The sequence below is a fragment of the Devosia sp. WQ 349K1 genome, from assembly GCF_016595685.1.
In the GTDB taxonomy this organism is placed as follows: Bacteria; Pseudomonadota; Alphaproteobacteria; order Rhizobiales; family Devosiaceae; genus Devosia.
Genome location: NZ_JAENGO010000003.1, coordinates 216,490 through 240,366 on the forward strand (window position 1 = coordinate 216,490; position 23,877 = coordinate 240,366).

Genomic DNA, 23,877 nt, shown 5'->3' on the forward strand with positions numbered 1-23,877 from the left:
ACCCGAGGATGACGTGCGGGGGTGTTGGGAACCCAACGCAAGGGCGAATGGGAGGCAAGAAATCCCCCCACCCCGGCCCTCTCCGCAAGGGGGAGGGAGACGATGGAGTGGAGAGCTTTGCGCTGGGAAGGCCCCTTACCGACCTGCTTTCGACCTCTCCCCGTGGGGGAGAGGTAAAGTGGTGCCTGGCGGGTCTTAAACGTCGGGGTCCAAGAAGCCGCCGGATTGGCGGGACCAGAGTTGGGCGTAGATGCCGCCGGAGTTGACGAGGACGCTGTGTGGCCCCTGCTCAACGATCTGCCCCTTGTCGAGAACAATCAGGCGATCCATCATCGCGATGGTCGAGAGACGATGAGCGATGGCGATGACGGTTTTGCCGTCCATCAGCGAGACCAACTGTTCCTGAATTGCTGCTTCCACTTCGCTGTCGAGAGCGGAGGTGGCTTCGTCGAGGACAAGGATCGGCGCGTTCTTGAGGAGCACGCGGGCGATGGCTATGCGCTGACGTTGCCCGCCAGAGAGCTTTACCCCACGCTCGCCCACATGAGCGTCAAAGCCCGTGCGCCCTTTCGCGTCGGTCAGGCCGGGAATGAAGCCGATGGCCTCCGCCTTTTCGGCAGCGGCGCGCATCATCTCTTCGGACGCATCGGGGCGACCATAGAGGATGTTATCGCGTACGGAGCGATGCAGCAGCGAAGTGTCTTGGGTCACAACGCCGATATTGGCGCGTAGGCTATCCTGCGTGATTTCAGCGATATCCTGCCCGTCGATAAGGATGCGGCCCGATTGACGGTCGTAAAAGCGCAGGAGCAGGTTGACGATGGTCGATTTGCCCGCACCGGAGCGGCCAACGAGGCCGATTTTTTCGCCCGGCTGAATGTGCAGATCGAGACCTTCGATAACGCCCTTATCCTTGCCGTAGTGGAAGGAAACGTTTTCAAATTTGATGTCGCCGGTCACACGGCCAATAGGCTTTGCGCTCGGCTTGTCAGCAACCACACGCGGTAGCGAAATGGAGGAAATGCCATCGCGCACCACGCCGATGTTTTCGAACAGCGCTGACATTTCCCACATGATCCACTGGCTCATGCCCTGGAAACGCAGAACCAAAGCGGCGGCAACGGCAATGGCACCGGGGGTCATATTGCCGTTGAGCCACTGGCCAATGCCGACGGCAAAGACCGAGAACAACAACACGCAGTTCATCACCGTAATCGTGGTGGTGAGCAGAGTGACAAGGCGCATCTGGGAATGGACGGTATCGAGGAAACCATCCATGCTTTCGCGGGCGTAGCTCTCTTCGCGCTTGGAGTGCGAGAAGAGCTTAACGGTGGCAATGTTGGTGTAGCTATCGACGATACGACCGGTCATGACCGAGCGCGCGTCTGCCTGTAGCTCGGATACTTTGCCGAGGCGCGGAATGAAATGGCGCAACAGCAGAATGTAGAGCACCAGCCAAACGATGAAGGGCACCGCGAGCCAAGGGTCGCTCATAAACGCCAACACGATTGCGCCGGTGAAGTAGACGGCCACATAGACCGTGACGTCTAGGACCTTCATCACCACTTCGCGCACGGCGAGCGAGGTCTGCATCAGTTTTGCGCCGATGCGACCCGCGAACTCGTCCTGGAAATAGCTCATCGACTGGCGAATGAGATAGCGGTGCGCCATCCAGCGGATACGCTGAGGGAAGTTGCCGAGCAGGGTCTGGTGGATCACCAGCGTATCGGCGAACTGCAAAACAGGAATGACGATGAGCAGAAGCACGGCCATGCCGGCCAGCTTCCAGCCCTCGCTTGCAAGGAAGGTTGCGCGGTCGGCAGTGCCGAGCCAATCAACGATGGAGCCCATGAAGCCGAAGAGGGAAATCTCAAGGATCGCCACCCCGGCTCCCATCACTGTCATGGCAGCAAGCCACTTTTTGGCGCCGTGACTGTAATGCAGGCAAAAGCCCAACAGGGTTTTTGGCGGTTCGACGGGATCGTTGTGCGGATAGGCGTCGATGCGGCTTTCAAACCAACGGAACATCTTCACTCTCGTATAATGGCTGGCGCATGTCGCGCCGTAGAGTTTTCAAAACTTCTGGAGCGCATGGAGCCGAATTCTTGGCTGCGGATTACAGCAAGAACAGACGTGTGTCTTCCAGATTAGCACGTCGGGATAAGATGTGATGCTTTACCCTATTCCCGACTTATTTGACGCCGACGACTGGGCGACACGCTAAAGTGCCGCTTAAGATACACTCTAAGGCGGAGTCGGCAGCGCAGATTGCGCGCCCTACGTCACCCGAAACTTCAAGTCTTTGGACATTGCATGCGCACCGATAGTGATCACACGATTTATCTCAAGGACTATGCAGCGACCCCGTACCGGATCGTGTCAGTAGACCTCGATTTCTATATCACCGAGGAGAATACGCGCGTCCGCTCGCAACTCACCATTGAACCGCGCGACGGCACCGAGCCAGGTACTTCGCTGGTGTTGGATGGCGACGAGCTGGTGCTGAAATCCATCGCCATCGATGGCGCGCCTTTGGCGCTTTCAGCCTATCTGGCGGAACCGAATAAGCTGACGGTCGTCGAGCCGCCAAACCGCCGCTTCGTGCTGGAAGTTGAGACCAGCCTCAAGCCCGCTGAGAACACAAAGCTAATGGGTCTGTATCGCTCCAGCGGCACTTGGTGCACCCAATGTGAGCCAGAAGGCTTCCGCCGCATCACCTATTACTACGACCGCCCCGATATTCTCGCGCCGTTCAAGGTGCGGATCACGGCACCGCTCTCGGTCGCACCGGTCTTGCTGTCGAACGGGAACCTCATCGATAAGGGGATTGCGGGCGACAATATGCATTTTGCCGTCTGGCAGGACCCGTTCCCTAAGCCGGCGTATTTGTTCGCGCTTGTCGCGGGTGATCTTGGGTCGATCCACGACAGCTTCACGACCATGAGCGGTCGCAAGGTCGAGCTCGGCATTTACTGCGCGCATGGCAAGGAAGGCGAATGCGACTACGCCATGGACAGCCTCAAGCGCTCCATGGCTTGGGATGAGACACGCTTTGGTCGTGAGTATGATCTCGACATTTTCAACATTGTTGCCGTTTCCGATTTCAACTTCGGCGCGATGGAGAACAAGGGTCTCAATATCTTCAACGACCGCCTCGTTTTCGCGAAGCCGGAAACCGCGACAGATGGCAATTACCACGGCATTGAGCGGGTGATTGCGCATGAGTACTTCCACAATTGGACCGGCAATCGCATCACCTGCCGCGACTGGTTCCAGCTGTGTCTGAAGGAAGGTTTCACCGTCTATCGCGATCAGGAATTCACCAGCGACGAGCGGAGCCGCCCGGTGCAGCGCATCCACGATGTGCAGAATTTGCGCGCCTCGCAATTCCCGGAAGATGCCGGTCCGCTGGCGCATCCGCCACGTCCGGACAGCTTCCGCGAGATCAACAACTTCTACACCACCACCGTCTACGAAAAGGGCGCGGAAGTGGTGCGGATGCTCGCGACGCTGCTCGGTGAAGAGGGTTTCCGCAAGGCCTCGGACCTTTACTTCGAGCGTCATGATGGAGAAGCCACCACCATCGAAGCATTCCTCAAGGTGTTCGAGGATGCCTCGGGGCGCGACCTTAGCCAGTTTGCGATTTGGTATCATGAAGCAGGGACGCCGAAGGTTTCGGTTTCCGATAGCTATGATGGCGCGAGCCAGACTTATACGCTGACGCTGAGCCAGACTATCGAGCCAACTCCCGGTCAGCCGACCAAACAGGACCGCGTTATTCCGGTGCGTTTCGGGCTTCTGGGTCCGAATGGCAGCGAGATGACTTGGACCGCGGTTTCTGGCGGGGTGGTTGAGGACGATCTCATCGTTCTCGACAAGGGTGAGATGACACTGACGTTCACGGGCGTTGCCAATAAGCCAGTGCCCTCGCTGTTCCGTGGCTTCTCGGCGCCAGTGAAGGTTGAGAGCAATCTCTGCCAGGACGATTTGCTATTCTTGGCGCAGCACGACAGTGACCCATTTAACCGCTGGGATGCTGTGCAAACGGCCACCACGAAACTGATGGTCGACGCGGTCGCGGGCAAGGCTTGGACAGAAAGCGCCATCAGCAAGCTTGGTGCAGCATTGGTTGATACGCTGGAAAACGGCAATCTTGACGATGCGTTTAAGGCGCAAGCGCTGGAAATCCCGGGCACTGGCGGCATTCTTCGCGCCATCGGCAAGGGCGTGAACCCCGAAGTTGTCCGGGACGTGCGCAACTCGCTGCTCCGCGAACTCATCGCGCCAATCGCTGATACGCTCGAAAAGCACTATCACGCGCTGGCATCTGACGCGCCCTATTCGCCCGATGCAAAACCTGCTGGTCGACGGTCGCTGCGCAATCAGTTGCTGGTGTTACTGGTGGGCGGTTCGGATCGGGGCGCAGCTTTGGCCAAGGCGCAATATGATAGCGCCGCCAATATGACCGACCGCTATGCAGCGTTGAGCTATGCTTCGGCCTATAACACTGCCGATGCGCAGGCGATCCTTGGGGATTTCCGGACCCGCTTTACGGCAGACCCGCTGGTTCTCGACAAGTGGTTGATGGCCACGGCGATGTCGAGCGACGATGGTGTGGTGGAACGGATCAAGGCCATTATGACCGATCCAGAGTTCCCAAAAACCAATCCGAACCGTGTGCGGTCGCTAGTCGCCAGCTTTGCGATGAGCAATCTGGTGCAGTTTACGCGCCTCGACGGCAGCGGATTCCGCGTTGTGACGGACACAGTTGCGGAAATGGACAAGATCAACCCGCAGGTGGCCAGCCGCATTCTGACGGGGTTCCGGATTTTGCCAAACTTGGAAGCCCGCCGACAGGACCTTGGTCGTTCTGCGTTGGAAAGCCTGCGCGCGCAGCCGAACCTCAGCCGAAACGTTAGCGAGATCCTCGACCGTATTCTGGCAGGCTAATATATTTACAAAACACCGAATTTGGCGGCGCACCCACGGGTGTGCCGCCTCGTTTTTCCTGAATTAGTACAACACTGGCAGCGAACGTTCGCGGGGTGTTCCGCAGGGCGATCTGTGGAGAACAATTTTTCTTCACCGCTAAGTGATTCAATCGACTCTCGTTTTTCCGCTGCCGCAAAAATTGCATTCAAACGAGGCTGGACAATCACAGGGTACATGATTCATACCTTGTTAAGGGCTGTCCTTGTCGGGGCTTAACCCGTTTCAGTAGATGGAGAATTTTATGCGGTCGTCGGAGGTATCCGGCGCCGGCGCGCTTGGATTCCGCGCTGGCCAACTCAAAGCGAAGGATAAGCGTACTGCCCGCTTTGGCAATCGCTCGGTTGCATTGACCGCTTTTGCTGCTGCAGCTCTTTTCATCGCCTATGACGCAAACACGCTGCTGACCAACGGTACTGACGATATTGATGCCATCGGCGCATTGGTTGCCGCTGAGCTTGCCGCTCCAGCGCCCGATCTTATCGCCAGCGTCGCCAATGCGAGCATGATGACAGCATCGCCGCCGCCCGATGCGCTGACCGCAACTCCGGACACAGCGGTGATTACAGAGATTGTTGGCCACGGCGCGATAGCGCTTGGCCTTGCCGGGCTTGCGAGCTTTTTCGCAACGCGCCGACGCCGCGACGAAGAGGTTTCTGAGATCGAAGCGCCAGTGGGCAGCTACGAGAGCCTATGCTCGGCAATTCCAATGGGACTTGCCTGCTGGACTGGCACTGGCGAGATGATCGTTTGCAACGCCGAGTATCGCGCCCACCTCGACCACACTTCGGGCCAGCTGCGCTACAAAGAGGCCGTCAACGCGTTGATTGATGGCGGGCATATGAACACCGTCAGTGACGATGACAACGGTCGCCTGCTGGAACTCTACCGAGGCGATGGTACCTGCTTGCTGATTGACGAACGTCCGCTCGACGATGGTGGGTTTATGACGCTTGTCAGCGACATTACCGAACGCAAGCGCACCGAAGCCATGTTGGAAACTATCCGGCATGAACAACGCCTGCTGGCGCGCAAATATCACGAGGAAAAGCTCAAGGCGGAAGCGGCGAGCCGGGCGAAGACCAATTTCCTCGCGCATCTCAGCCACGACATTCGCACCCCGCTCAATCACATCATCGGTTTTGCCGATTTGATGCAGATGCAGATTTCCGGACCGCTCGGGGACGAGCGTTACGTCGAATATTCCCGCACGATAAAGAATTCAGGCGAAATCCTGCTGAACTCCTTCGCCGCTATTCTTGATCTGGCAGAGCTTGAGGGCGGACAAAAAGCGCTGCGGCATGATCCGGTGCTGCTCGACGAAGTTGTGCAGTCCGTTGTGGCGCGGTTCAAGCCGCAGACGCAGCGTGCGGGCATCCACTTTATCGTTGGCCCGCATACGGGCGCTGTTCTGCGCGGCGACCGACTGGGTCTCACCCGTATGCTCGGCAATATCATGGACAATGCTGTTCGCTTCACCAAGGCTGGCGGGCAGATCACATTGGCGACGTTTGCCGCAGACGATGGCGTTGTCATCGAGATCAGCGACACCGGTATTGGCATGAGCGAAGAGCGGCTTTCAACGCTCAGCCAGCCTTTTGCAATGGGCGACGCCACCTTCACCCGCACCAGCGGGCCAGGCTTGGGCATTTCCATCGCCCGCGCCATTGCCGAACTCTCTGGCGGCCATATCGCGATAGACTCGAGCCCATCGCTGGGTACGACCGTCGCGATTTCGCTGCCGCTCGACGCGGCAGCGGCACAACTCGCCGCTTAGCTAGAGCGCTTTAGCGCGCTCGTACCAAGCGGCGGCAGCGGCAGCGACTTCTCCCTGCATGTCAGCAATATCTGTCTCCAGCATGGCAAAGCTTGGGTAATGCACGAGCTGCGCCAAGAGGTCTTTAAACGCTGGCGACCACGCTTCCTCTTGGAAGGGCGACATGAGCGCAGAGCTCATTACCTGCAGGATCGTTGCATAGACCGACAGAATTTCGGCCAGACGCGCCCCCTCTGGGACAAGACCGATCTCGCCGAGACGAGCGAGAACCCGCCCTGTTTGTGCGCCCGGCAAGGCGATCTGGTTGAAGGCGACGAGCTGAGCGGACTGCGCGATGAATTCGAGGTCCACCAGGCCGCCATTGGCGAGTTTCAGGTCGAAGGCGTGGCGCGGCTTGCGCTCGCGGGCCATCAGCTCGCGCATGGTCACCACATCGTCGATGGTCTTTTGAACATCGCGCGGCCGCGCCATGATTTCATCCATTTCGGTGTGGAGACGCTTCTTGAGCTCGCCTGAGGCAGAAACGACGCGCGCCCGGCTCAGCGCCAGATGTTCCCAAGTCCAAGCATTGTCCTTGTGATAGGCCTTAAAGCCCGCCAGCGACGAGGCAAGCGGCCCGGCATTGCCGGAAGGACGCAGGCGCATATCGGCTTCGTAAAGCACGCCTTCGCTTGTGGGCGCGGACACAGCCGAAACCAAGCGCTGGGTGAGGCGAGCAAAGTAATGGGATGCGGACAGCGGGCGCTCGCCATCGCTCTCGATTTCGGGCGCGTCATAGAGCAGGAAGAAATCGAGATCTGACGCGTAGGTCATTTCGCGGCTGGCCATTTTGCCGAAGGCCAGAATGGCGACATCCGCCCCCGGAATGCGACCATGGCGCACGGCGAACTCGTCCTGCACTTTTTCGAACAGACGATGGAGAAGCGTTTCGGCAAGGGCCGTGAACTGCTCCCCTGCCCCTGCGGCGCTGACCGTGCCGGACAGGAGACCCGCAGCGATTAGGAATTTTTGCTCCTGACCGATAATGCGGGCGCGGTCGATGAGCTCCTCATAGGAACGCGCGTCAGCCAGAAATGCATCGACCTTGCCCACCAGAACGTCGCGATGGGTGACGTCATTGGCGAAAGCGGGATCAATCAACCCGTCGACGACGTGGGCGCGATGGATAACTGCTTCCGCCATGCGGGGCGCAGAGGCCATGAACTGGACCAGCAGCGTGCGCAATTGCTCGTGGTTGCGCAGAAGAGCGAAGAGCTGAACACCCCCGGGTAGGCGCGACAGGAAGTTATCCATCCGCGCCAGCGCTTCGTCGGCATTGCCAGCACGCCCGAGCGTGACAAGGAGAGAAGGTAGAAGCTCTGTGAGATGGGCGCGGGAAACCGAGGAGCGCGTTGCAGCGTAGGAGCCGTAATGCCACTTCCGGACCGTCTCGATGGCCTTGTGGGCGTCAGCAAAGCCCATATTGGTGAGCGTTTCGAGGGTGCCCGGATCATCGTCAGAGCCGGTGAAGACGAGATTTCCCTCGCCCGAACCCAAAGTTTCGCCCTCGGTGAACAGCTCTGCATAATAGCGGGCAACACGCTCCAAAGCAGCGCGATAGCTGGTTTCAAACGTCTTGAGATCGGGCTCGCCCATCAAGCGGCCGATGACAGCGACGTCCTCTGGTGTGTCCGGCATAATATGGGTCTGCTCGTCGCGCAGCATTTGCAGGCGATTTTCGATCGCACGGAGATACCAATAGGTGTCGGTCAGCTCTTTGGCGGTGCGCGGACTGATCCAGTTCGCCTCAGCCAGAGCGGCCAGCGCATAGGAGGTTGGGCGCACCCGCAGCGACTTGTCGCGACCACCGGCGATGAGCTGTTGAGTTTGTGCGAAAAACTCGATCTCGCGAATGCCGCCGCGGCCGAGCTTGACGTTATGACCTTCGACACGAATGTCGCCGACCTTTTTGGAAACGTTGATCTGGCGCTTCATCGCCTGAATGTCGGCAATGGTGGCGAAGTCGAGGTGCTTGCGCCAAATATAGGGTGCGAGGTCTTTGATAAAAGCGTCGCCAACCTGTTTATCACCAGCGCATGGCCGCGCTTTGATCCACGCGGCGCGCTCCCAATTCTGGCCACGCACTTCGTAATAGGCCATGGCGGAATCGACCGACAGCGCTACCGGGGTCGAGCCGGGGTCAGGTCGCAGGCGCAGGTCTGTGCGGAAGACATAGCCGCCCAACTGCTGATCTTGCATGATGCTGACCAGTTTTTGGACCATGCGGGAATAGAGTTTTGTCGCTTCGCTCGGATCGGCCAAAACGGCTTTGTGCGGATCAAAAAACGCGACGATATCAATATCAGAGGAGTAATTGAGCTCGCGGCCGCCATGCTTGCCCAGAGCGAAGAGAGCGAGACCGGAATTGGCGGCGCAGGCCTCGTCGAGGGGGATGGTCAGGCGCCCCTTTTCAGCTGCCTGTCGCATGAGAAAATCGAGACCGGCCTCAAGCGCCGCGTCAGCAAGGTCGGACAGCGCCTCGGTGGAGCGTGCAGTCGTCCAGAGTTTTCCCACCTCGGCAACAGCGGCGAGCAGAGCGGTTTGCCCCTTGGCGCGCCGCAGCGAAACCATCAGCTCGTTCTCGTCAGAGGTTTGGCCTGCAGTTGCCACGTCTGCCAGCAAGGCGACGAAACTGGCGTCAGCGTCTCCCGACAAAGCGGTCGCCAACCACGACGCGTTTTTCCGCGCTAGATCGAGAAGATAGGGCGCTTGCTCGAGCAAGGGGCCAAGAGCCTCGGCATTGGCGGAAAAAACAGAGGCGTTACCATGCTCCAGCTCCGCAAGAAATGCATCGAACTGTGGGTGAGCGACGGCAGGAAGAGGAGAGAGCATATTTGACATGCTTAAGGCATAGCGCGCCGAAAAATGGCCGACAAGTCACACTGATAGCGCCAAGCGGCGAATTGTTTTGCCGCAGACGGTTAGCTGTTTGTCGGCAGCTCCAGCACGGCCAGTACGCCCGGCGCATTGTCTTCAATGCTAAACCGGCCGTTGTGCAATCGGGCGACCGCGTTGACGAGCGCAAGGCCAAGACCAGAGCCGGGTTCGGACCGGCTGGTTTCGAGGCGCACGAAACGCTCAAGAACGCGTTCACGGTCCTGCTCGGGAATACCAGAGCCATTGTCGCCCACGGCAATGCGGACAAAACCATTCTGGCGGGCCAGAGCCACGTCAATACGCCCCGCACTACCATCTTCCGGCTTGGCGTATTTGACAGCATTTTCGAGCAGATTGACCATCACCTGCCCGATCAATTCGCGGCTGGCATTGATGGTAATGCCGGGCTCAATATTGGCCAGGACCTCAATGCCGCTATCCTCGGCGACGGGGGCATAAAGTTCGGTCATATCTTCGACGATGGCAGAGATATCGGTCTCGACGAGAGTGCCGGATGGCGCGCCAGCCTCGGCGCGGGCGATCATCAATAGCGCATTGAAGGTGCGGATGAGGCGATCGCTTTCCGCGATGACCGTCTCCAGTGCTTGTTCGCGCGTCTCTTCGCTGGCGTTGTCGCGCAGCGCCGCTTCAGCCTGACTGCGGAGGCGCGTCAGCGGCGTTTTGAGATCATGGGCGACATTGTCGGTGACCTCTTTGAGGCCCTGCAGCAATTGCTCGATACGATCCATCATGGCGTTGAGGTTTGTCGCCAGACCGTCAAACTCATCATTGCGGCTCGTAACCGGGACGCGCTCCGACAAATTGCCGGACATGATTTTTGTTGAAGTTTCGCGGATCGTATCGATGCGTCTCAGCACGCGCCGCGCGGTCAGACCGCCAGCGATGATCGAGAACAAAATGATGCCGACGACGCCAACAAAGAAACTCTGCAGGATGATGGCGGAAAAGCCGCGCTGCTGCCCAACGTCTCGACCGACCACAAGGCGCAGGCCACTCTGCAGCGTGATAGAACGCGCAATCGCCACGCCCGTGAACTTGGGCCGTTGCGGCGAACCATTCATCTCATCGAGCGGGTTTTCACGCTCATAATCAAAATTATAGACACCGGGCTCCTGCAAAACCTCTGGCGGCATTTCGGTGACATTGCCCAGCATGTACTGGCCATTCACATCACCAAGGAAATAGAGCCCCGGTCCCGGTCGAGCGGAGATTTGGTTGACGGCCAGCGCCAAGGTCCGCAACCCGTCAGACGCTTCGATCTGGAGCAACTGCCGGATTTCACTGTCAATCTGTTTGGCTTGTTCGCGCTGGATTTGGAGCGCCGATTGCCACGAAATAAAGCCGATGAGCATAATGGCGAAAATGCCGAAGATGGCAATGAAAGTTGCCGTCAGACGAACTGTGGATGTGCGCCAAACCTGAGCGAAATTGCGCAGCAATGCTCTAGTCCCGGATCATATAGCCAGCACCGCGCACCGTATGCAGCAGCGGGGACGCATGGCCCTTGTCGATCTTTGAGCGCAGCCGTGACATGTGGACGTCGATGACATTGGTCTGGGGATCAAAGTGGTAGTCCCAGACATTTTCGAGCAACATCGTGCGGGTCACAACCTTGCCCGCATGCTTCATGAGATATTCAAGGAGGCGGAACTCGCGGGGCTGGAGAAGGATGGTTTCGCCATCGCGCTCGACTTTTCGCGATAGACGATCAAGCGACAACCCACCCACAGAATAGCTGGTGGCAGCTTCGGAGGGGCTGGAGCGGCGCGCCAGCACTTCGACACGGGCAAGCAGCTCGGTAAAGGCATAAGGCTTGGTCAGGTAATCGTCGCCCCCTGCCCTCAGGCCGGTGACGCGGTCGTCGACTTCGCCAAGGGCGGAAAGAATAAGAACGGGGGTCTGATCGCCTTCGGCACGCAGGCTTTCAATGATGGACAGACCATCGCGGCGCGGCAGCATACGATCAACAATCAGGACGTCGTAGTCCATGCCCGAGGCCATCGCATAGCCGGTTTCGCCATCGGCAGCATGGTGGGTGACATGCCCTGCTTCATCCAAGCCTTGGATGAGATAGCTGGCCGCCTCGCGGTCATCTTCGATCAGCAGGATTTTCATGCCCAGTACCCCATCGGACAGAAGAAGCCCCGGAGCGTACTCCGGGGCTCAGGATCAATTATTCGGCGAGCGGCAGGCCGATGAAACGGGTCGCGCCATTACGGTCGACCATAATCAGAGCCGTATTCAAGCCCTTGCCTTTGACACCTTCAATGGCCTTGTCGAAGTCCGCAGCGCTGGCAACGCTTTGGTTGTCGACCTGGAGAATGATGTCGCCTGTTGCCAGACCGCGTTCGGCAGCTTGCGAGCCGTCTTCAACGCTCTGCACCAGCATACCGCCCGAACCGTCGCCATTTGGCACCAGAGCCATGCCGAGGGTCTTGGTGACTTCTGGCTCAATCACTTCCGGCGCTGGCGCTGCTTCATCGGTCGTCGCATTCGCGACTTCTTCAGTCAAAGTGCCCAGCTTAACCGAAAGCTTGGTCTCAGCGCCATCGCGCCACAGTGTCAGCTCCACGGTAGAGTCTGGAGCGTGGCTGGCAATGGTACGGCTCAGATCGAGCGCATCATCGATCTTTTCGTCATCGACCATGAGGACAATGTCACCAGCTTTGATACCGGCTGCCGCAGCAGGACCGTCAGCGCTTGGGTTGGAAATGATCGCACCGGTCGCGGTCGAGAGACCTACGCCTTCAGCGATGTCCTTGGTGACGTCCTGGATCGCAACGCCGAGATAACCGCGCGTGACCGAACCAGTATCAATCAGCTGATTGACGATCTGCTTAACCGTGCTTGCCGGGATGGCAAATGCGATACCGACGTTGCCGCCGTTTGGCGAATAGATGGCGGTGTTCACGCCAACCACTTCACCATTGACGTTGAACGCAGGACCGCCCGAGTTACCGGTGTTCACGGCAGCGTCAATCTGCAGGAAGTCGCCATAGCTCGAACCGCCGATGTCACGACCCTTGCCCGAGATAACACCAACAGTCACGGTGCCACCGAGGCCAAAAGGATTGCCGACGGCAACGACCCAATCACCAACACGGCTTGCCGTGTCTTCAAAGGTCACGAACGGCAGGTCTTCGCCTTCGATCTTGAGAACAGCCAGGTCAGTGCGTTCGTCAGTACCGACAACGGTTGCGACCTTTTCGGTGCCGTCTTCGGTGATAACGGTGACCTTGGTCGCGTCGCTCACGACGTGATTGTTGGTGACGACATAGCCGTCAGCGGAGATGATGAAGCCAGAGCCGGCAGCCATGAACTGACGTGGGCGCGGCGCACGGTCTGGTGCTTGGCCGCCACGTGGGCCACCGAATTGATCAAAGAAATCACGGAAGGGGTGATTTTCTGGCAAGTCAGGGAAATTGAACTCAAAGTTGAAGTCGCGGCCACGGCGCTCAACTTGGCGGCCAGGCGCTTCGGCTTCGACGAGAATGGAAACAACCGCAGGCTGGACGGCTTCAACCAGATCAGCAAAACCTTGCTGAACGTTAGCCTGAGGGACCACGATCTGAGCGGCATTCTGATACTGCGCGTTAGCCGCAGAGCCAGTCAAAACGTAAGCGCCAGTAACGCCACTCACACCAGCAATGATCGCCAGTGCGGATGCGCCGAGCCAGCGACGGGTGCGCGAAAGAACAGTCGAACGCATGAGAATGTATCTCCTAGGGTTAAGCTCAAACTCGCTTATGGGGATACATATGGAACGGCACGCCTTTCTTTGAAGTTGCGTGCACATTAAGCTTTAGCAATGTTGGCGGCGCGAATGTGGCGGGAAGCGTCCTACTTCCCGTTACGGAGTTCGTCGAGGGCGGCCTGCTCCTCTGCGGTCAGCTCGGTGATGCTGGTGCCAGAATGTTTACGGCGGGCAAACATTAAGCTGATCAAGCCGACGATTAAGAGCGCTGGCGCAGCGATCCACAATAGGATCGTATTGATGTTCAAACGCGGATTAAGCAGCACAAATTCGCCGTAGCGATCGACCAAAAATTGTTCGACCTGTTCGTTGCTATCGCCTGCGACAAGGCGCTCGCGCACCAAAACCCGCAAGGAACGCGCCAGATCAGCGTCACTGTCGTCGATAGATTGGTTCTGACAGACCATGCAACGCAGACCCGCAGAAATATCGCGGGCCCGTTGTTCGAGAACAGGATCAGGCAAAATCTCGTCCGGACGCACGGCATAGGCCGTGTTGGTCAGCGACAGGAGAATAGTGACGAGTAAGATGAACCGCTTCATGCTGCGGCCTCCGCGACAGGCTTCTTCGCTGTCTGAGGCGCGCCAACGCGCAAACGACGATCAGTCAACGAGAGGAAGCCAGCGAAGGACATGACCAAACATCCGATCCAGATCAGAAGGATGTAAGGCTTGTGCCAAACACGAATGACATGGGTATCATCCAGCGGCTCGCCGAGCTGCACATAGAGCTGGGAGAAGCCATAGGAGTTGATCGCAGCCTCGGTGGTTGGCGAGCCCTGACCGACGTAATACCGGCGCTCAGCAGCAAGCTTTGAAACGTCACCGCTTGTGGAGGTCACCGTGAAGAAGCCAGTATCAGCCATGTAGTTCGGCCCCGGCACTTCGGCAAACCGATCGAAAGTAATCGTGTAGCCAGCAAGCTGAGCCTGCTCGCCCGGATTAAGCGTCGTCACCAACTCGCTTTCCCAAGCGGTAACACTGACAATCCCGAGAACGGTGATGCCCAAGCCCAAGTGGCCAATGGCGGTCGACCAAATGCTGCGCGGCAGCCCAGCCAGACGGCGTAGGCTATCAGAGAAACGGATGCGGCCAAGTTTGCTGCGCTCGATGAGTTCAGCAACGGAGCCGAAAACGACCCAGAAGCCCAAGAGCAAGCCAATCGGCACCAGCGAGATCGAAACACCACCAAGTGCTGAGAGGAGAATGGTCAGGAACAGGGCCAGGCCACCGAGAGCGGCCAAACGCTGCGCCACGGCGACAATATCCGCACGCTTCCACGCCAACAAAGGACCGAAAGGCAGCAGGATAAGCAGCGGCACCATCAGAGCGCCGAAGCTGACGTTAAAGAACGGCGCACCGACAGAAATCGTTGTGCCGACCAAAGCGTCGAGCAGCATTGGGTAGAGTGTGCCGACCAGAATTGCGCCGGTTGCGGTCGCGAGGAAGAGATTGTTGAGGATCAACGCTCCTTCGCGGCTGATGGGGTGGAACAGGCCACCCTGACGCAACGCTGGCGCGCGCACTGCGAACAACACAAATGCCGCACCAATAAGCACCGCCAGAATGGCAAGGATGACCATGCCGCGCGTCGGGTCGGATGCAAAGGTATGCACCGAGGTTAGAATGCCGGAGCGGACGAGGAATGTACCGAGGAGCGACAGCGAGAAGGTGATGATGGACAAAAGGATTGTCCAGATCTTGAGCGCGTTACGCTTCTCCATAACCAGCGCCGAGTGCAGCAATGCTGTACCCGAGAGCCATGGCATAAAGCTTGTGTTTTCAACCGGGTCCCAGAACCACCAGCCGCCCCAGCCCAATTCATAATAGGCCCAGTATGAGCCCATGGCGATGCCGAGGGTCAGGAAGGTCCAGCTCAGCATGGTCCACGGACGCACCCAGCGCGCCCAAGCCTGGTCAATACGACCCGAAATCAGGGCCGCGATGGCGAAGCTGAAGCAGATCGAAAAGCCCACATAGCCCAGATACAGCAACGGCGGGTGAATGGCCAAACCGATGTCTTGCAGCACAGGGTTGAGCCCTGCCCCTTCGAGAGGAGCCGGGTTGAGGCGCTCAAATGGGTTTGAGGTGAAAATCGTAAAACCGGCGAAGGCAGCGGTCATCAGGCTTTGGGAGCCGAGCACCAAGTTCTTCAGATCGCTTGGCAAATTGCGGCCAAACGCGGCAATCATCGCACCAAAGAGCACAAGGATCAGAACCCACAGAACCATGGAGCCTTCGTGATTGCCCCAAACGCCAGAGATTTTGTAAATCAGCGGCTTGAGGGAATGCGAGTTATTCGCCGCGAGCGCCAGACTAAAGTCCGACTCCATGAACGCCTGAACGATTGTGGCAAATGCTACAGCGACAAGCACCAGCTGGAAAATCGCCGCTTGGCTCAGAACGGCGGCGAGGCGATCGCCGCGTCGCCACAGGGTCAGGCCACCAACGGCACTAACGCAGGCCAGAGCAAAGGCAAGAATAAGCGCGAAGTGACCTAATTCGATGTTCATTCGGCCGCCTCTGGGTACCACTCGCCCTTTTCTTTGAGGGCTTCAACGACTTCACGCGGAACATAATTCTCATCATGCTTGGCGAGGACGTTGGTCGCAAGGAAGCTGCCGTCCGGCTGGATGCTGCCTTCAGCGACAACACCCTGACCATCGCGGAAGAGGTCGGGCAAAATGCCAACGAACTTAGCCGTGATCTGATCGGCACCATCTTCGATGATAAAGATATTGTCCTGACCGGAGCGAACCCAGCTCTTGTCCTGAACCATGCCGCCAAGGCGGATTGGTTGGCCAACGGCCACTTCCTTGGCTGAGATGTCAGCAGGCGTATAGAAGAACACGATCTGGTCGCGCAGCGCGGTCAAAACCAAAGTGGTGGCCAAAGCCAAGACAACAGCCAAGCCAGCAATAACAGCAATACGCTTCTGCTTACGGGTCATGCCCTTGCGACGGGCGGGAGCCTGCATGGTCATCGCGTGCCTCCATTCAATTTAAGACCGGCGCCGAGCGCCAGAGAGTCAAGTTCACCGCGATCAAAGGTCAGCGGATAGGCAACAACGGCAGCATCGAAAGCGCGCTGCGCATTATCCAAGTCGTCCAGCACAATGTAGGACTGAACCAGTTGTTGCCATTCTTCGATCGTGCCGCCGGACGCATAGAGGCGTTCAGACAGGCCACCGACCATTGCGGCGATCATTTCATTTTGCTGCTCGAGCGTATTATCGACGCCGTCATTCTGCGCGACGACTAGGCCCTGACGAGCGGCGGCGAGCCACGGCTCCGTGCCTTCAGCCAAAGCAATCGCGGCGCTCCACAAGCGCTCTGCTTCGCGATAATCTTCAACACGCATCGCTTCAGCCGCCAGATAAAGACGCGAGCGCGCATGTGTTGGATCTTCAGCGGCCTTTTGCAGAGCAGCAATTGCGTCTTCCGCGCCTGCACCCGTCGGTTCAGACAAGCGCGCTTCGGCGAAGGCGGTCAGGAGCTCAGGTGTTTCGCCGCTCAGATCCATCAGCGTACGGAAAGCATTGGCAGCATCATCAAACCGACCCAACTGCATATACGCAGGGCCAATGACTGCCCAACCGCGCACATCGTCTGGTGTTTGCTTCAAGCGTTCTTCGATGCTCGCGATTGCAGCGTCGAGATCGATCGACTGCGCAGCAACGTCCTGCCGCTCAGCAAGTGGGTTTGCTGGCAAGTCAGGACTACCGAGGAAGCCATAGATACCAAATGCGATCGCAGCAACCGCAACAGAGCCGGCGATGACTGGCGCACGACCCAGTTCGACACTCGACTTAGGGCGAGCATCTTTGCGTGCCCTGAGCATTTCCCGGGCCAATTCGCCCTTCGCTGCGCGCGCCTGCTCTTCGTCGAGCTTGCCGCTCGCGAGGTCAGCATCAATGCCCTCTAGCAATGCGCGGAATTGATCCGTCTGCTCTGGCATTTGCGCTGTTGATGAATTGACCATTCTCCCAGCGCCCGCATAGACTAAAGCAACGCAGGCTGCGGCTGTAATGGCGATGGCAATAAACCAGAAAATCATGGGGCCTAAACGCTCGTCTGCCACGGTCGGCAATGGGTTTGCATGTATAGTCCGAATATGGCGAAATGCCACCCGTTGCCTGCTCAAAAATGGGGACGCTTTGCCACAGGATGGTCAGGCCATGGCAGCAATCCAAAATGACCAGTAAGCTTTATGACTTTGCCATCATTGGAAATAGTCCAGCGACTAAGCTGCTCGCGGCGCTCCTGACCCGTGATCACAAACGACGTTGTGTTTTGCTCGGTGATAATCAGGTGCGCTTCAGGCTGCCACAGTTCAGCTGCAGCTCGTTTGCCCCTCTAACGCGGCCCGAGCATTGGAGCTTGCTCGAACAGACCATTCCAGAAACACTCAAACTCTTGGGTCGAATAGGCGCAAAAGCCGCTATTCGGCGCGGCAACGCCTTGTGTTTAGCTCAAAACCAAGTGTCCCGAGAGACCCTCTCTCACATCCGCACTATGGCGGCCCTACACGGCCACACAGCGCAGGTGACCGGCCCTCACCTATTGCCGAGCGATAGCATCGCTTTTTCTTTCGCTGACCAAGTCCACCTCGATCTCATTGGGGTTGAGCCTCATTTGAACCGCTGGCTGGATGACCTCGGCGTTCTTCGTGCGACAAGCCAGGGCCTAAAACTGCTCAAGGACGGGTCTTCGACATTAAGCATCGGAGACGAAACACTCGCGTTTCGGCAAACAATTTTCTTGGATGACCAAGCGTTAGTCGATCACCTACCTCTGCCTCAGTGGCCGCGCGTTGTCCGTCGACAAATCTATTCTAGCCTTCTCATTGCACCCAATCGGCCACTGGTAGCGCCCACGGTCTTTGACATCGACAGCGGGTCGTCCCTCGTGAGCCTGTCCGGGGGCGGCGTGAGCCTGATCGCCGTTGGCGACACTACCCTCGCCTATGCCGACGCTCAGCGGCTGTTGGAGACCATTGGCGGCGGCGAAATTGTTGGGCAGCGCCAATTCACGCGGCTCCTCACGACAGACGGCCTGCCTGCGTTTGGGCGTGTGGGGATCGGTTTGGGCGCAGACGTGGTGTTGTCGGCGGAACCATATGCGAGCTTTTTGGTGCCCGCCCTAGCGCGTTGGATCGGGGGCGTCCCAACGGAGACTGAAGCTGCATATTTTGCGGAGCGCTTGGTCACACGCTCAAACAAATCGCCGTCAGAAGCTGTTCCGACACGCATAGCGAGCTCGTCATGAACCGAACTCCCGCCCGGCTTCCCGCCGACAGTGCAAGCGGCTTTTCAGGTCAGTGGATTGATCGGTCACGACCCGTAACTTTCCGGCTCAACGGGCGCATGTACTCGGGCTACGCTGGCGATACTGTTTACTCAGCGCTCGCCGCGTCGGGCATTATCAGCTTGGGTCTCCATTCTCGCTTTCCTATCGGTCTTGCAGCGCGATCATTGCCTCACATTTATCCTGTCGAGGCGCTCAGCGATGTGGCCGCAGCATTTCCCATGGCGCGCACGCCGATCACGCCTGGAGCCAATTATGTCACGGCTCCCAAGCCCCCTATTGGCGGCCTCAGGAAACTATTTCAAGGAGGACATACGCTCGGCCTCGCGCTCGATGGCGTTCGCCAAATTCAGCCGTGGCGCAACGCGACTGCGGCAGATCACCTAGGCGCTGATGTGGTGGTTGTCGGGGGCGGTGTTGCGGGGATGGCCGCAGCTCTAGCGGCGTCACGCCGGAACTTGTCCGTTATTTTGATTGAGGCGGATCAAGCTCTAAGAGGACATTCGGGGCTGTTCGGCGCTCAAGAGGGCGAAGACAACGCTGAAGCCGCCATGCTGCGTCTCAGCCAGACTGTCACCACCAACCACAATATTCGGGTCCTGCTCAACAGCCAAGCAATTGCTATCCGGCAAGGCATGGTGCGGGTGCATAGCATTGAGACGCATCGGGATGGTGTCACCAGCAAACTACTCGACATCGCGGCCCCGCATTTGGTCATTGCCACTGGCTCCCTCGAGCGGCTCCCGCTCTTTTCAGGCAACCGCTTACCCGGCGTCATTGGCTCACTCGAAGCCTATGAGCTCGCGACCCGCTTTGGCATCTGGCCGGGCCGCTCAGCGCTGTTTGCGACCAGCACAAACACGTCCTACCGCCTTGCCGTGAAGGCAAGAGAAGCGGGCATTGCCGTCAATCGAGTTTTAGATACTCGCCCCAATCCGGCTTCACGCTATATCGAGTTCAGCCGTGCTTATGGCTTGGTTCAGGTGCCGTCGAGTTACGTAGAACATGCGCGCTTCACCGGCTCAACTTTGCATGTGCACTTTGACAGTGCGAACCAAGAACCCGTCACGACGTCACGATTGATCGTCAATGGTGGGTGGCAGGCCAATCTGGACCTTTGGCACATGGCGGCAGGGAAGAGCCATTGGAACAGCAAAAATCACTGCCTTGAGGCTATCGGTGCGCTAGAGGGCATTGCCCTCGCCGGAAGCGTCGCCGGATATCAAACGCGGACCGCCTGTATCCAAAGCGGGGCTGATGCGATTGATCGTCTCCTCGGAAACCCCAGAAAGCAAATTGAAGAGGTGTTGATAGACCCGCTCTATGAAACGCCAGATGCGCCACTGGCCATCGCACGAACGGAAGCGTCCGCGCCAAGCTATTTGGATGCCAGCACGTCATATCTCGCTCGACCACAATCGGTCCAGAATGCAGCCGACCCGCTGCCCGCAATATCCGAAATGGCCTTAGCGCTGTCCCTCAACGATATTACGGCAGCGACTTGCCTTGGCTGGATACCAGTCACGATGGCCAGCACCGTCGCAGTGGAGCGTACCCCGTCGCCGCCCTTAGGCATGAAGACGGACCTCGAACCGACAGTAGACGTGGCACCGACAACGGATGTGCCGACCTATCTGTCGGGGCGTTACGGGGAGCAAGCGAAGGTGGTAAAACTCTTCATCGCCGATCAGCGGATGGTTTCGAGCGGATCGTTGATCTTCCGTAACTCGGACAGCCGCGAGGCGGACAAGGCGATTGGCGTGGTGCTGCGCCACAATCCTGAAGGGCCAATTGCGCTTTTAACGGCGGAGGCCTTCCAAGCGGCGCTCCCCGTCTCTATTCGAGATCAGGGCAGCACGATCGCTGCCCGGATCGAAAGCATTGCCGATTAGCCACGACGCTCGGCAGCAGCGCGAGCACGGCGTAGGGTTTCGGCATATTCAGCGTTGAAACGAATTTCCGCCATCTGGATTGCCGCATCCAGTCGAGCGCCGTTCACAGTATCACTTGGATTCTGGCGAGCGGCGTCGAGGCAACGCTGAATGTGAATTTCTAACGCCTGCGCAGATTGGGTCCACGCTTGGTCATAGACCGCATTGAGCGCCAGTGACTCGCGGCTATCGCGCACAGCAGCCAGCAGATACATGCCGCTAATGGCGCTCAAAATCTTGTCGTTGTCCAAACGGTCAACGCCCTCGCGGGGCTTGCGCAGCGCCTGATTGAGATCTGGCACAACTTCCTTGAGGCGAGGCTCAACCCGATCAGAGACAGATTTGGTTAGTGCAGCCAGAACCTTCGTGGCCGAGCTACCGCGGGTGAACTCGATATTGCCGGTCAGCGCACGCACCAAGCGATGGTAGCGATCCAGCCCACGACATACCATGTCGACGTCCGCAAACGGACCGCTCATCCGCAGATACTGAAGCTGGTTCTGCGCATGTGCCAAGAAGGCTTCCACAATCGGGTTAAACCCATAGCGCGCTACAGCGTCATCCGTGTTCTTGCCACAGATCTTGAGCATCGCCGTAATCATGCGCGAGGGGTTCGACACATGCCCCAGTGCCGCCTGGAACATCAGGGCCGCCAGATGCGCATCCTTGAGCGGCATGGATTGAATGGCAGTCGCCATTGCAGCGTCGTCGTTGATCGCATTGATCGCCTTCCCGAACGCCTGCGCCTTCGGCAATAGCGAGCGAGCGCGCAGCGCCGACATGACGACTTCGATTTCTTCGCGTGCTTTGTCGCGACCGTATTGCGCGCGGAAACGATGGAGGCGCTCAATATCGCCATCAACCTCGTCAAGCGCTGCGCGCATACGTTGGAGAATTTCGGGAATTGCGGGCGCTAGGTCACCAGACCGCAAAGTGCCCTTTTCGACCGCGGCAGCTGAAACAATGTCACTGGACAGGTCACGCAGGACCCAAGTCCAAGCTGCGTCGGCGGCATCGCGACTAATCGAACCTGAGAATGAGTAGAGCACTGGCTCTTCAACAAGGATCGGATCAATAAGCCCGCAAAAAGGCTTCGAGCGGGCAGAGGCGCGGCTAGAGGAACGGCTCGGCACAGACGCTGGTACGTCAGTTTTTGGGGCGGTCTGGCTCATTGACACTTCAGGTTTGGGGTAGTCCTAACCCCAAACCTAAATGGCGATGGTAAATAAACTTTTTCTTTCTTGACCCAAATATGGATCAAGCTGCGCTCTGGACCACGTTCCAGTTGCCAGTACCCTCGCGGCAGGCCGTGCCTTTTTTCACATATTCAGCGCCATTGATCTTCACGGTATGCGTGAAATCGCGGCAATCGAGGTTGTTGACACGCACGTAAGGGCCAACGGCCACGGAGCCAGTTGTGCCACGATCACCAGCCCACTGACGCGGTGCGCCTGGACGGCCAAACTGCAGCGCATAGAATTGTGCGCTATTGGCTTCACTCGAATCCTTGGCGGTCATCAGGCTGACTGCTGCCGGGTCAACGAAGCCGTTGGCAATGGAGGTTGTCAGGCGTGCTGTCTGCACGACCTGTGCGGCCGCAGGCACCATAGGCTGCATTACGACCGGCGCCTGTGCGACCGGCGCTTGATAAATCTGCTGGGGCGCATTGCCAGTGCTCGAACAGCCCGCAAGGGCCAAGGCCAACAGCGGAGCGGCAATTAAAGCGGTGCGATTCATATTCAAACTAGCCCTCACGGTCATTCTGTCGGTACTTGTTGGCCTATTGCGGCGAAAGTGCGTCACCCGGCATTTTGCCGTGTCACACTTCCTAGACGCGCGGAGGGCAGCCGGAGTTCCACCAAGAGCCCGCCTAATGTTGATCGCTTCAAGTCCAAGCTGCCACCATACACGTCGACAAGCTCTTTGACGATATCCAGCCCGAGACCACTCCCGGGAGTCTTTTCGTCTAAACGCACGCCACGACGCAAAACTTTCTCTGCCTCCTCGGCAGACAATCCTGGACCATTGTCATCAATGGTCAGGAGCAACTGAATTGTCCGGTCTTTTCGCTCGGTGAGAAATTTTACCTGCACTTCGCCGTTCGACCACTTGCAAGCATTGTCGATGAGATTGCCTGCCATCTCCTCAAAGTCCTGCTCGTCGCCGCGGAACCAGGGGAGTTTGGGGTCAATGGGATCGAGCGTCACCGTCGTGTCACGATGGATCTTATCCATCACGCGACACAGCCGCTCCAAAGCCAACTTCGCATCGGACTTTTTGCCAACGACGGAGGTGCGCGCGGCCAGGCGTGCGCGATCGAGATAGGTCGAGACCATCGTGCCCATCTTCTCGATCTCAGCGGTCACAACTTGCGCCAGGGGACTTTTGTCGCTCCCGGCCTCATTGCGCAGCACGGCAATGGGCGTTTTTAGTCCATGGGCAAGATTGCCCACTTGGCTGCGCGCCCGCTCAATAATCTGCGTATTCGACCGGAGCAGCGCGTTGACCTCTTCTGCCAAAGGCGCAATCTCAACCGGATAGGTGCCAGAAATTTCAGGACTGTCGCCTTCGCGTACCGCCTCCACCGCATCGCTCAGTCGAGAGATTGGTCGCAGGGCAAAACGCGCGATCACCGCACTCATAATGGCCAGCATGGCCCCGACCGCCCCCAGCACGATAAACGCTTGGTAGCGGAAAATTCCCACCTGTTCGAGTATCTGAGTCAGATTACCTGAGACCGCAATAAAATACCGTGCTTGATTGAGGTAGACGGCGCGCTCAATCACCCGCAGCTTGGTGCCAAAGGCATCTTCAACCACAGCGCTGCGGCGTCCCATGATGTCGAGCGGGTTTGAAAGTTCCGGCAAGTCGATACCGACAACGGAGTCCGAGAGGTTGACCAGCTCCCCCAGATCATTCCGGATAATCCAATACCAGCCAGACCGTGGTCGGCCGAAACGCGGATCAGCGAGCGCAATGCCAAGGTCACTTGGATCACCGGCTTCGAGGAGAGCCGCCGTAAGACCTTCGACGTTGAAGTCGACCTGCTCTGCAAGGGTACGGTCTTGTGAGCGCGAATAGAGTTCGCCCAGCAGAAAGCCTGTGGCGACGAGCGCCACCACGAGCCAGATAGCCGAGAAAATGAACAGCGAGGCCGCTATGGAGCCTTTACGCAGCACGAGCC

General features: G+C 58.2%; 16 protein-coding genes. 4 read left to right on the top strand and 12 right to left on the bottom strand.

What is annotated here, in order from left to right:
* Window positions 1-195: 195 nt before the first annotated feature.
* Window positions 196-2,028: an ABC transporter ATP-binding protein gene (locus tag JHL21_RS07150; RefSeq protein WP_200212717.1), complete on the bottom strand. Its 1,833-nt coding sequence runs from the start codon at window positions 2,026-2,028 to the stop codon at window positions 196-198.
* A 285-nt stretch (window positions 2,029-2,313) separates the two neighbouring features.
* Here JHL21_RS07150 and pepN point away from each other — a divergent pair, with 285 nt between their 5' ends.
* Both pepN and JHL21_RS07160 read left to right on the top strand, forming a co-directional pair.
* A complete protein-coding gene (gene pepN, locus JHL21_RS07155) occupies window positions 2,314-4,950 on the top strand; it encodes an aminopeptidase N (protein WP_200212719.1) in 2,637 nt (878 codons plus the stop codon).
* Window positions 4,951-5,233: 283 nt separating this feature from the next.
* Window positions 5,234-6,766 (top strand): HAMP domain-containing sensor histidine kinase, encoded by a 1,533-nt coding sequence (locus tag JHL21_RS07160; RefSeq protein ID WP_200212720.1) that lies wholly within the window; start codon window positions 5,234-5,236, stop codon window positions 6,764-6,766.
* Here the strand turns inward: JHL21_RS07160 and JHL21_RS07165 are convergent, their stop codons facing one another.
* The 8 genes from JHL21_RS07165 to ccmI all read right to left on the bottom strand — a co-directional run bounded on the left by JHL21_RS07165 (window position 6,767) and on the right by ccmI (window position 17,512).
* The gene (locus JHL21_RS07165) at window positions 6,767-9,637 is read right to left on the bottom strand and encodes a bifunctional [glutamine synthetase] adenylyltransferase/[glutamine synthetase]-adenylyl-L-tyrosine phosphorylase (RefSeq protein WP_200212721.1); all 2,871 of its coding nucleotides are present in this window, start codon (window positions 9,635-9,637) and stop codon (window positions 6,767-6,769) included.
* Between the two features lie 89 nt (window positions 9,638-9,726).
* Entirely contained in the window at window positions 9,727-11,142 is a 1,416-nt protein-coding gene (locus JHL21_RS07170) for an ATP-binding protein (RefSeq protein ID WP_200212722.1), read from the bottom strand.
* Between the two features lie 4 nt (window positions 11,143-11,146).
* Entirely contained in the window at window positions 11,147-11,818 is a 672-nt protein-coding gene (locus JHL21_RS07175) for a response regulator transcription factor (RefSeq protein WP_169194685.1), read from the bottom strand.
* A 58-nt stretch (window positions 11,819-11,876) separates the two neighbouring features.
* Entirely contained in the window at window positions 11,877-13,412 is a 1,536-nt protein-coding gene (locus JHL21_RS07180; RefSeq protein ID WP_200212724.1) for a Do family serine endopeptidase, read from the bottom strand.
* A gap of 131 nt (window positions 13,413-13,543) precedes the next feature.
* The gene (locus tag JHL21_RS07185) at window positions 13,544-13,999 is read right to left on the bottom strand and encodes a cytochrome c-type biogenesis protein (RefSeq protein WP_169194683.1); all 456 of its coding nucleotides are present in this window, start codon (window positions 13,997-13,999) and stop codon (window positions 13,544-13,546) included.
* Window positions 13,996-15,969 (bottom strand): heme lyase CcmF/NrfE family subunit, encoded by a 1,974-nt coding sequence (locus JHL21_RS07190; protein ID WP_200212726.1) that lies wholly within the window; start codon window positions 15,967-15,969, stop codon window positions 13,996-13,998. The genes JHL21_RS07185 and JHL21_RS07190 overlap by 4 nt, the downstream gene beginning before the upstream one ends.
* Window positions 15,966-16,439, bottom strand: a complete 474-nt coding sequence (gene ccmE, locus JHL21_RS07195) for a cytochrome c maturation protein CcmE (protein ID WP_254081966.1) — start codon at window positions 16,437-16,439, stop codon at window positions 15,966-15,968. Before ccmE ends, JHL21_RS07190 begins: the two co-directional genes overlap by 4 nt.
* Window positions 16,436-17,512 (bottom strand): c-type cytochrome biogenesis protein CcmI, encoded by a 1,077-nt coding sequence (ccmI, locus tag JHL21_RS07200; protein ID WP_169194681.1) that lies wholly within the window; start codon window positions 17,510-17,512, stop codon window positions 16,436-16,438. The genes ccmE and ccmI overlap by 4 nt, the downstream gene beginning before the upstream one ends.
* 137 nt (window positions 17,513-17,649) lie before the next feature.
* Here ccmI and JHL21_RS07205 point away from each other — a divergent pair, with 137 nt between their 5' ends.
* Together JHL21_RS07205 and JHL21_RS07210 are read left to right on the top strand one after the other, a co-directional pair.
* Entirely contained in the window at window positions 17,650-18,723 is a 1,074-nt protein-coding gene (locus tag JHL21_RS07205) for a hypothetical protein (RefSeq protein WP_200212727.1), read from the top strand.
* Window positions 18,720-20,654 carry an FAD-dependent oxidoreductase gene (locus tag JHL21_RS07210; protein ID WP_200212729.1) on the top strand — a complete coding sequence of 645 codons (1,935 nt, stop codon included), beginning with the start codon at window positions 18,720-18,722 and terminating at the stop codon, window positions 20,652-20,654. The genes JHL21_RS07205 and JHL21_RS07210 overlap by 4 nt, the downstream gene beginning before the upstream one ends.
* On the opposite strand, the gene JHL21_RS07215 is transcribed toward JHL21_RS07210, so the two are convergent.
* From JHL21_RS07215 to JHL21_RS07225, 3 genes are all read right to left on the bottom strand, one after another.
* A complete protein-coding gene (locus tag JHL21_RS07215) occupies window positions 20,651-21,865 on the bottom strand; it encodes a hypothetical protein (protein WP_200212731.1) in 1,215 nt (404 codons plus the stop codon). The two genes, JHL21_RS07210 and JHL21_RS07215, sit on opposite strands and share 4 nt — an antisense overlap.
* 85 nt (window positions 21,866-21,950) lie before the next feature.
* A complete protein-coding gene (locus JHL21_RS07220; RefSeq protein WP_182395051.1) occupies window positions 21,951-22,436 on the bottom strand; it encodes an RT0821/Lpp0805 family surface protein in 486 nt (161 codons plus the stop codon).
* A gap of 56 nt (window positions 22,437-22,492) precedes the next feature.
* Window positions 22,493-23,872, bottom strand: coding sequence for a HAMP domain-containing sensor histidine kinase (locus tag JHL21_RS07225; protein ID WP_200212733.1), 1,380 nt, complete (start codon window positions 23,870-23,872; stop codon window positions 22,493-22,495).
* Window positions 23,873-23,877 lie beyond the last annotated feature (5 nt).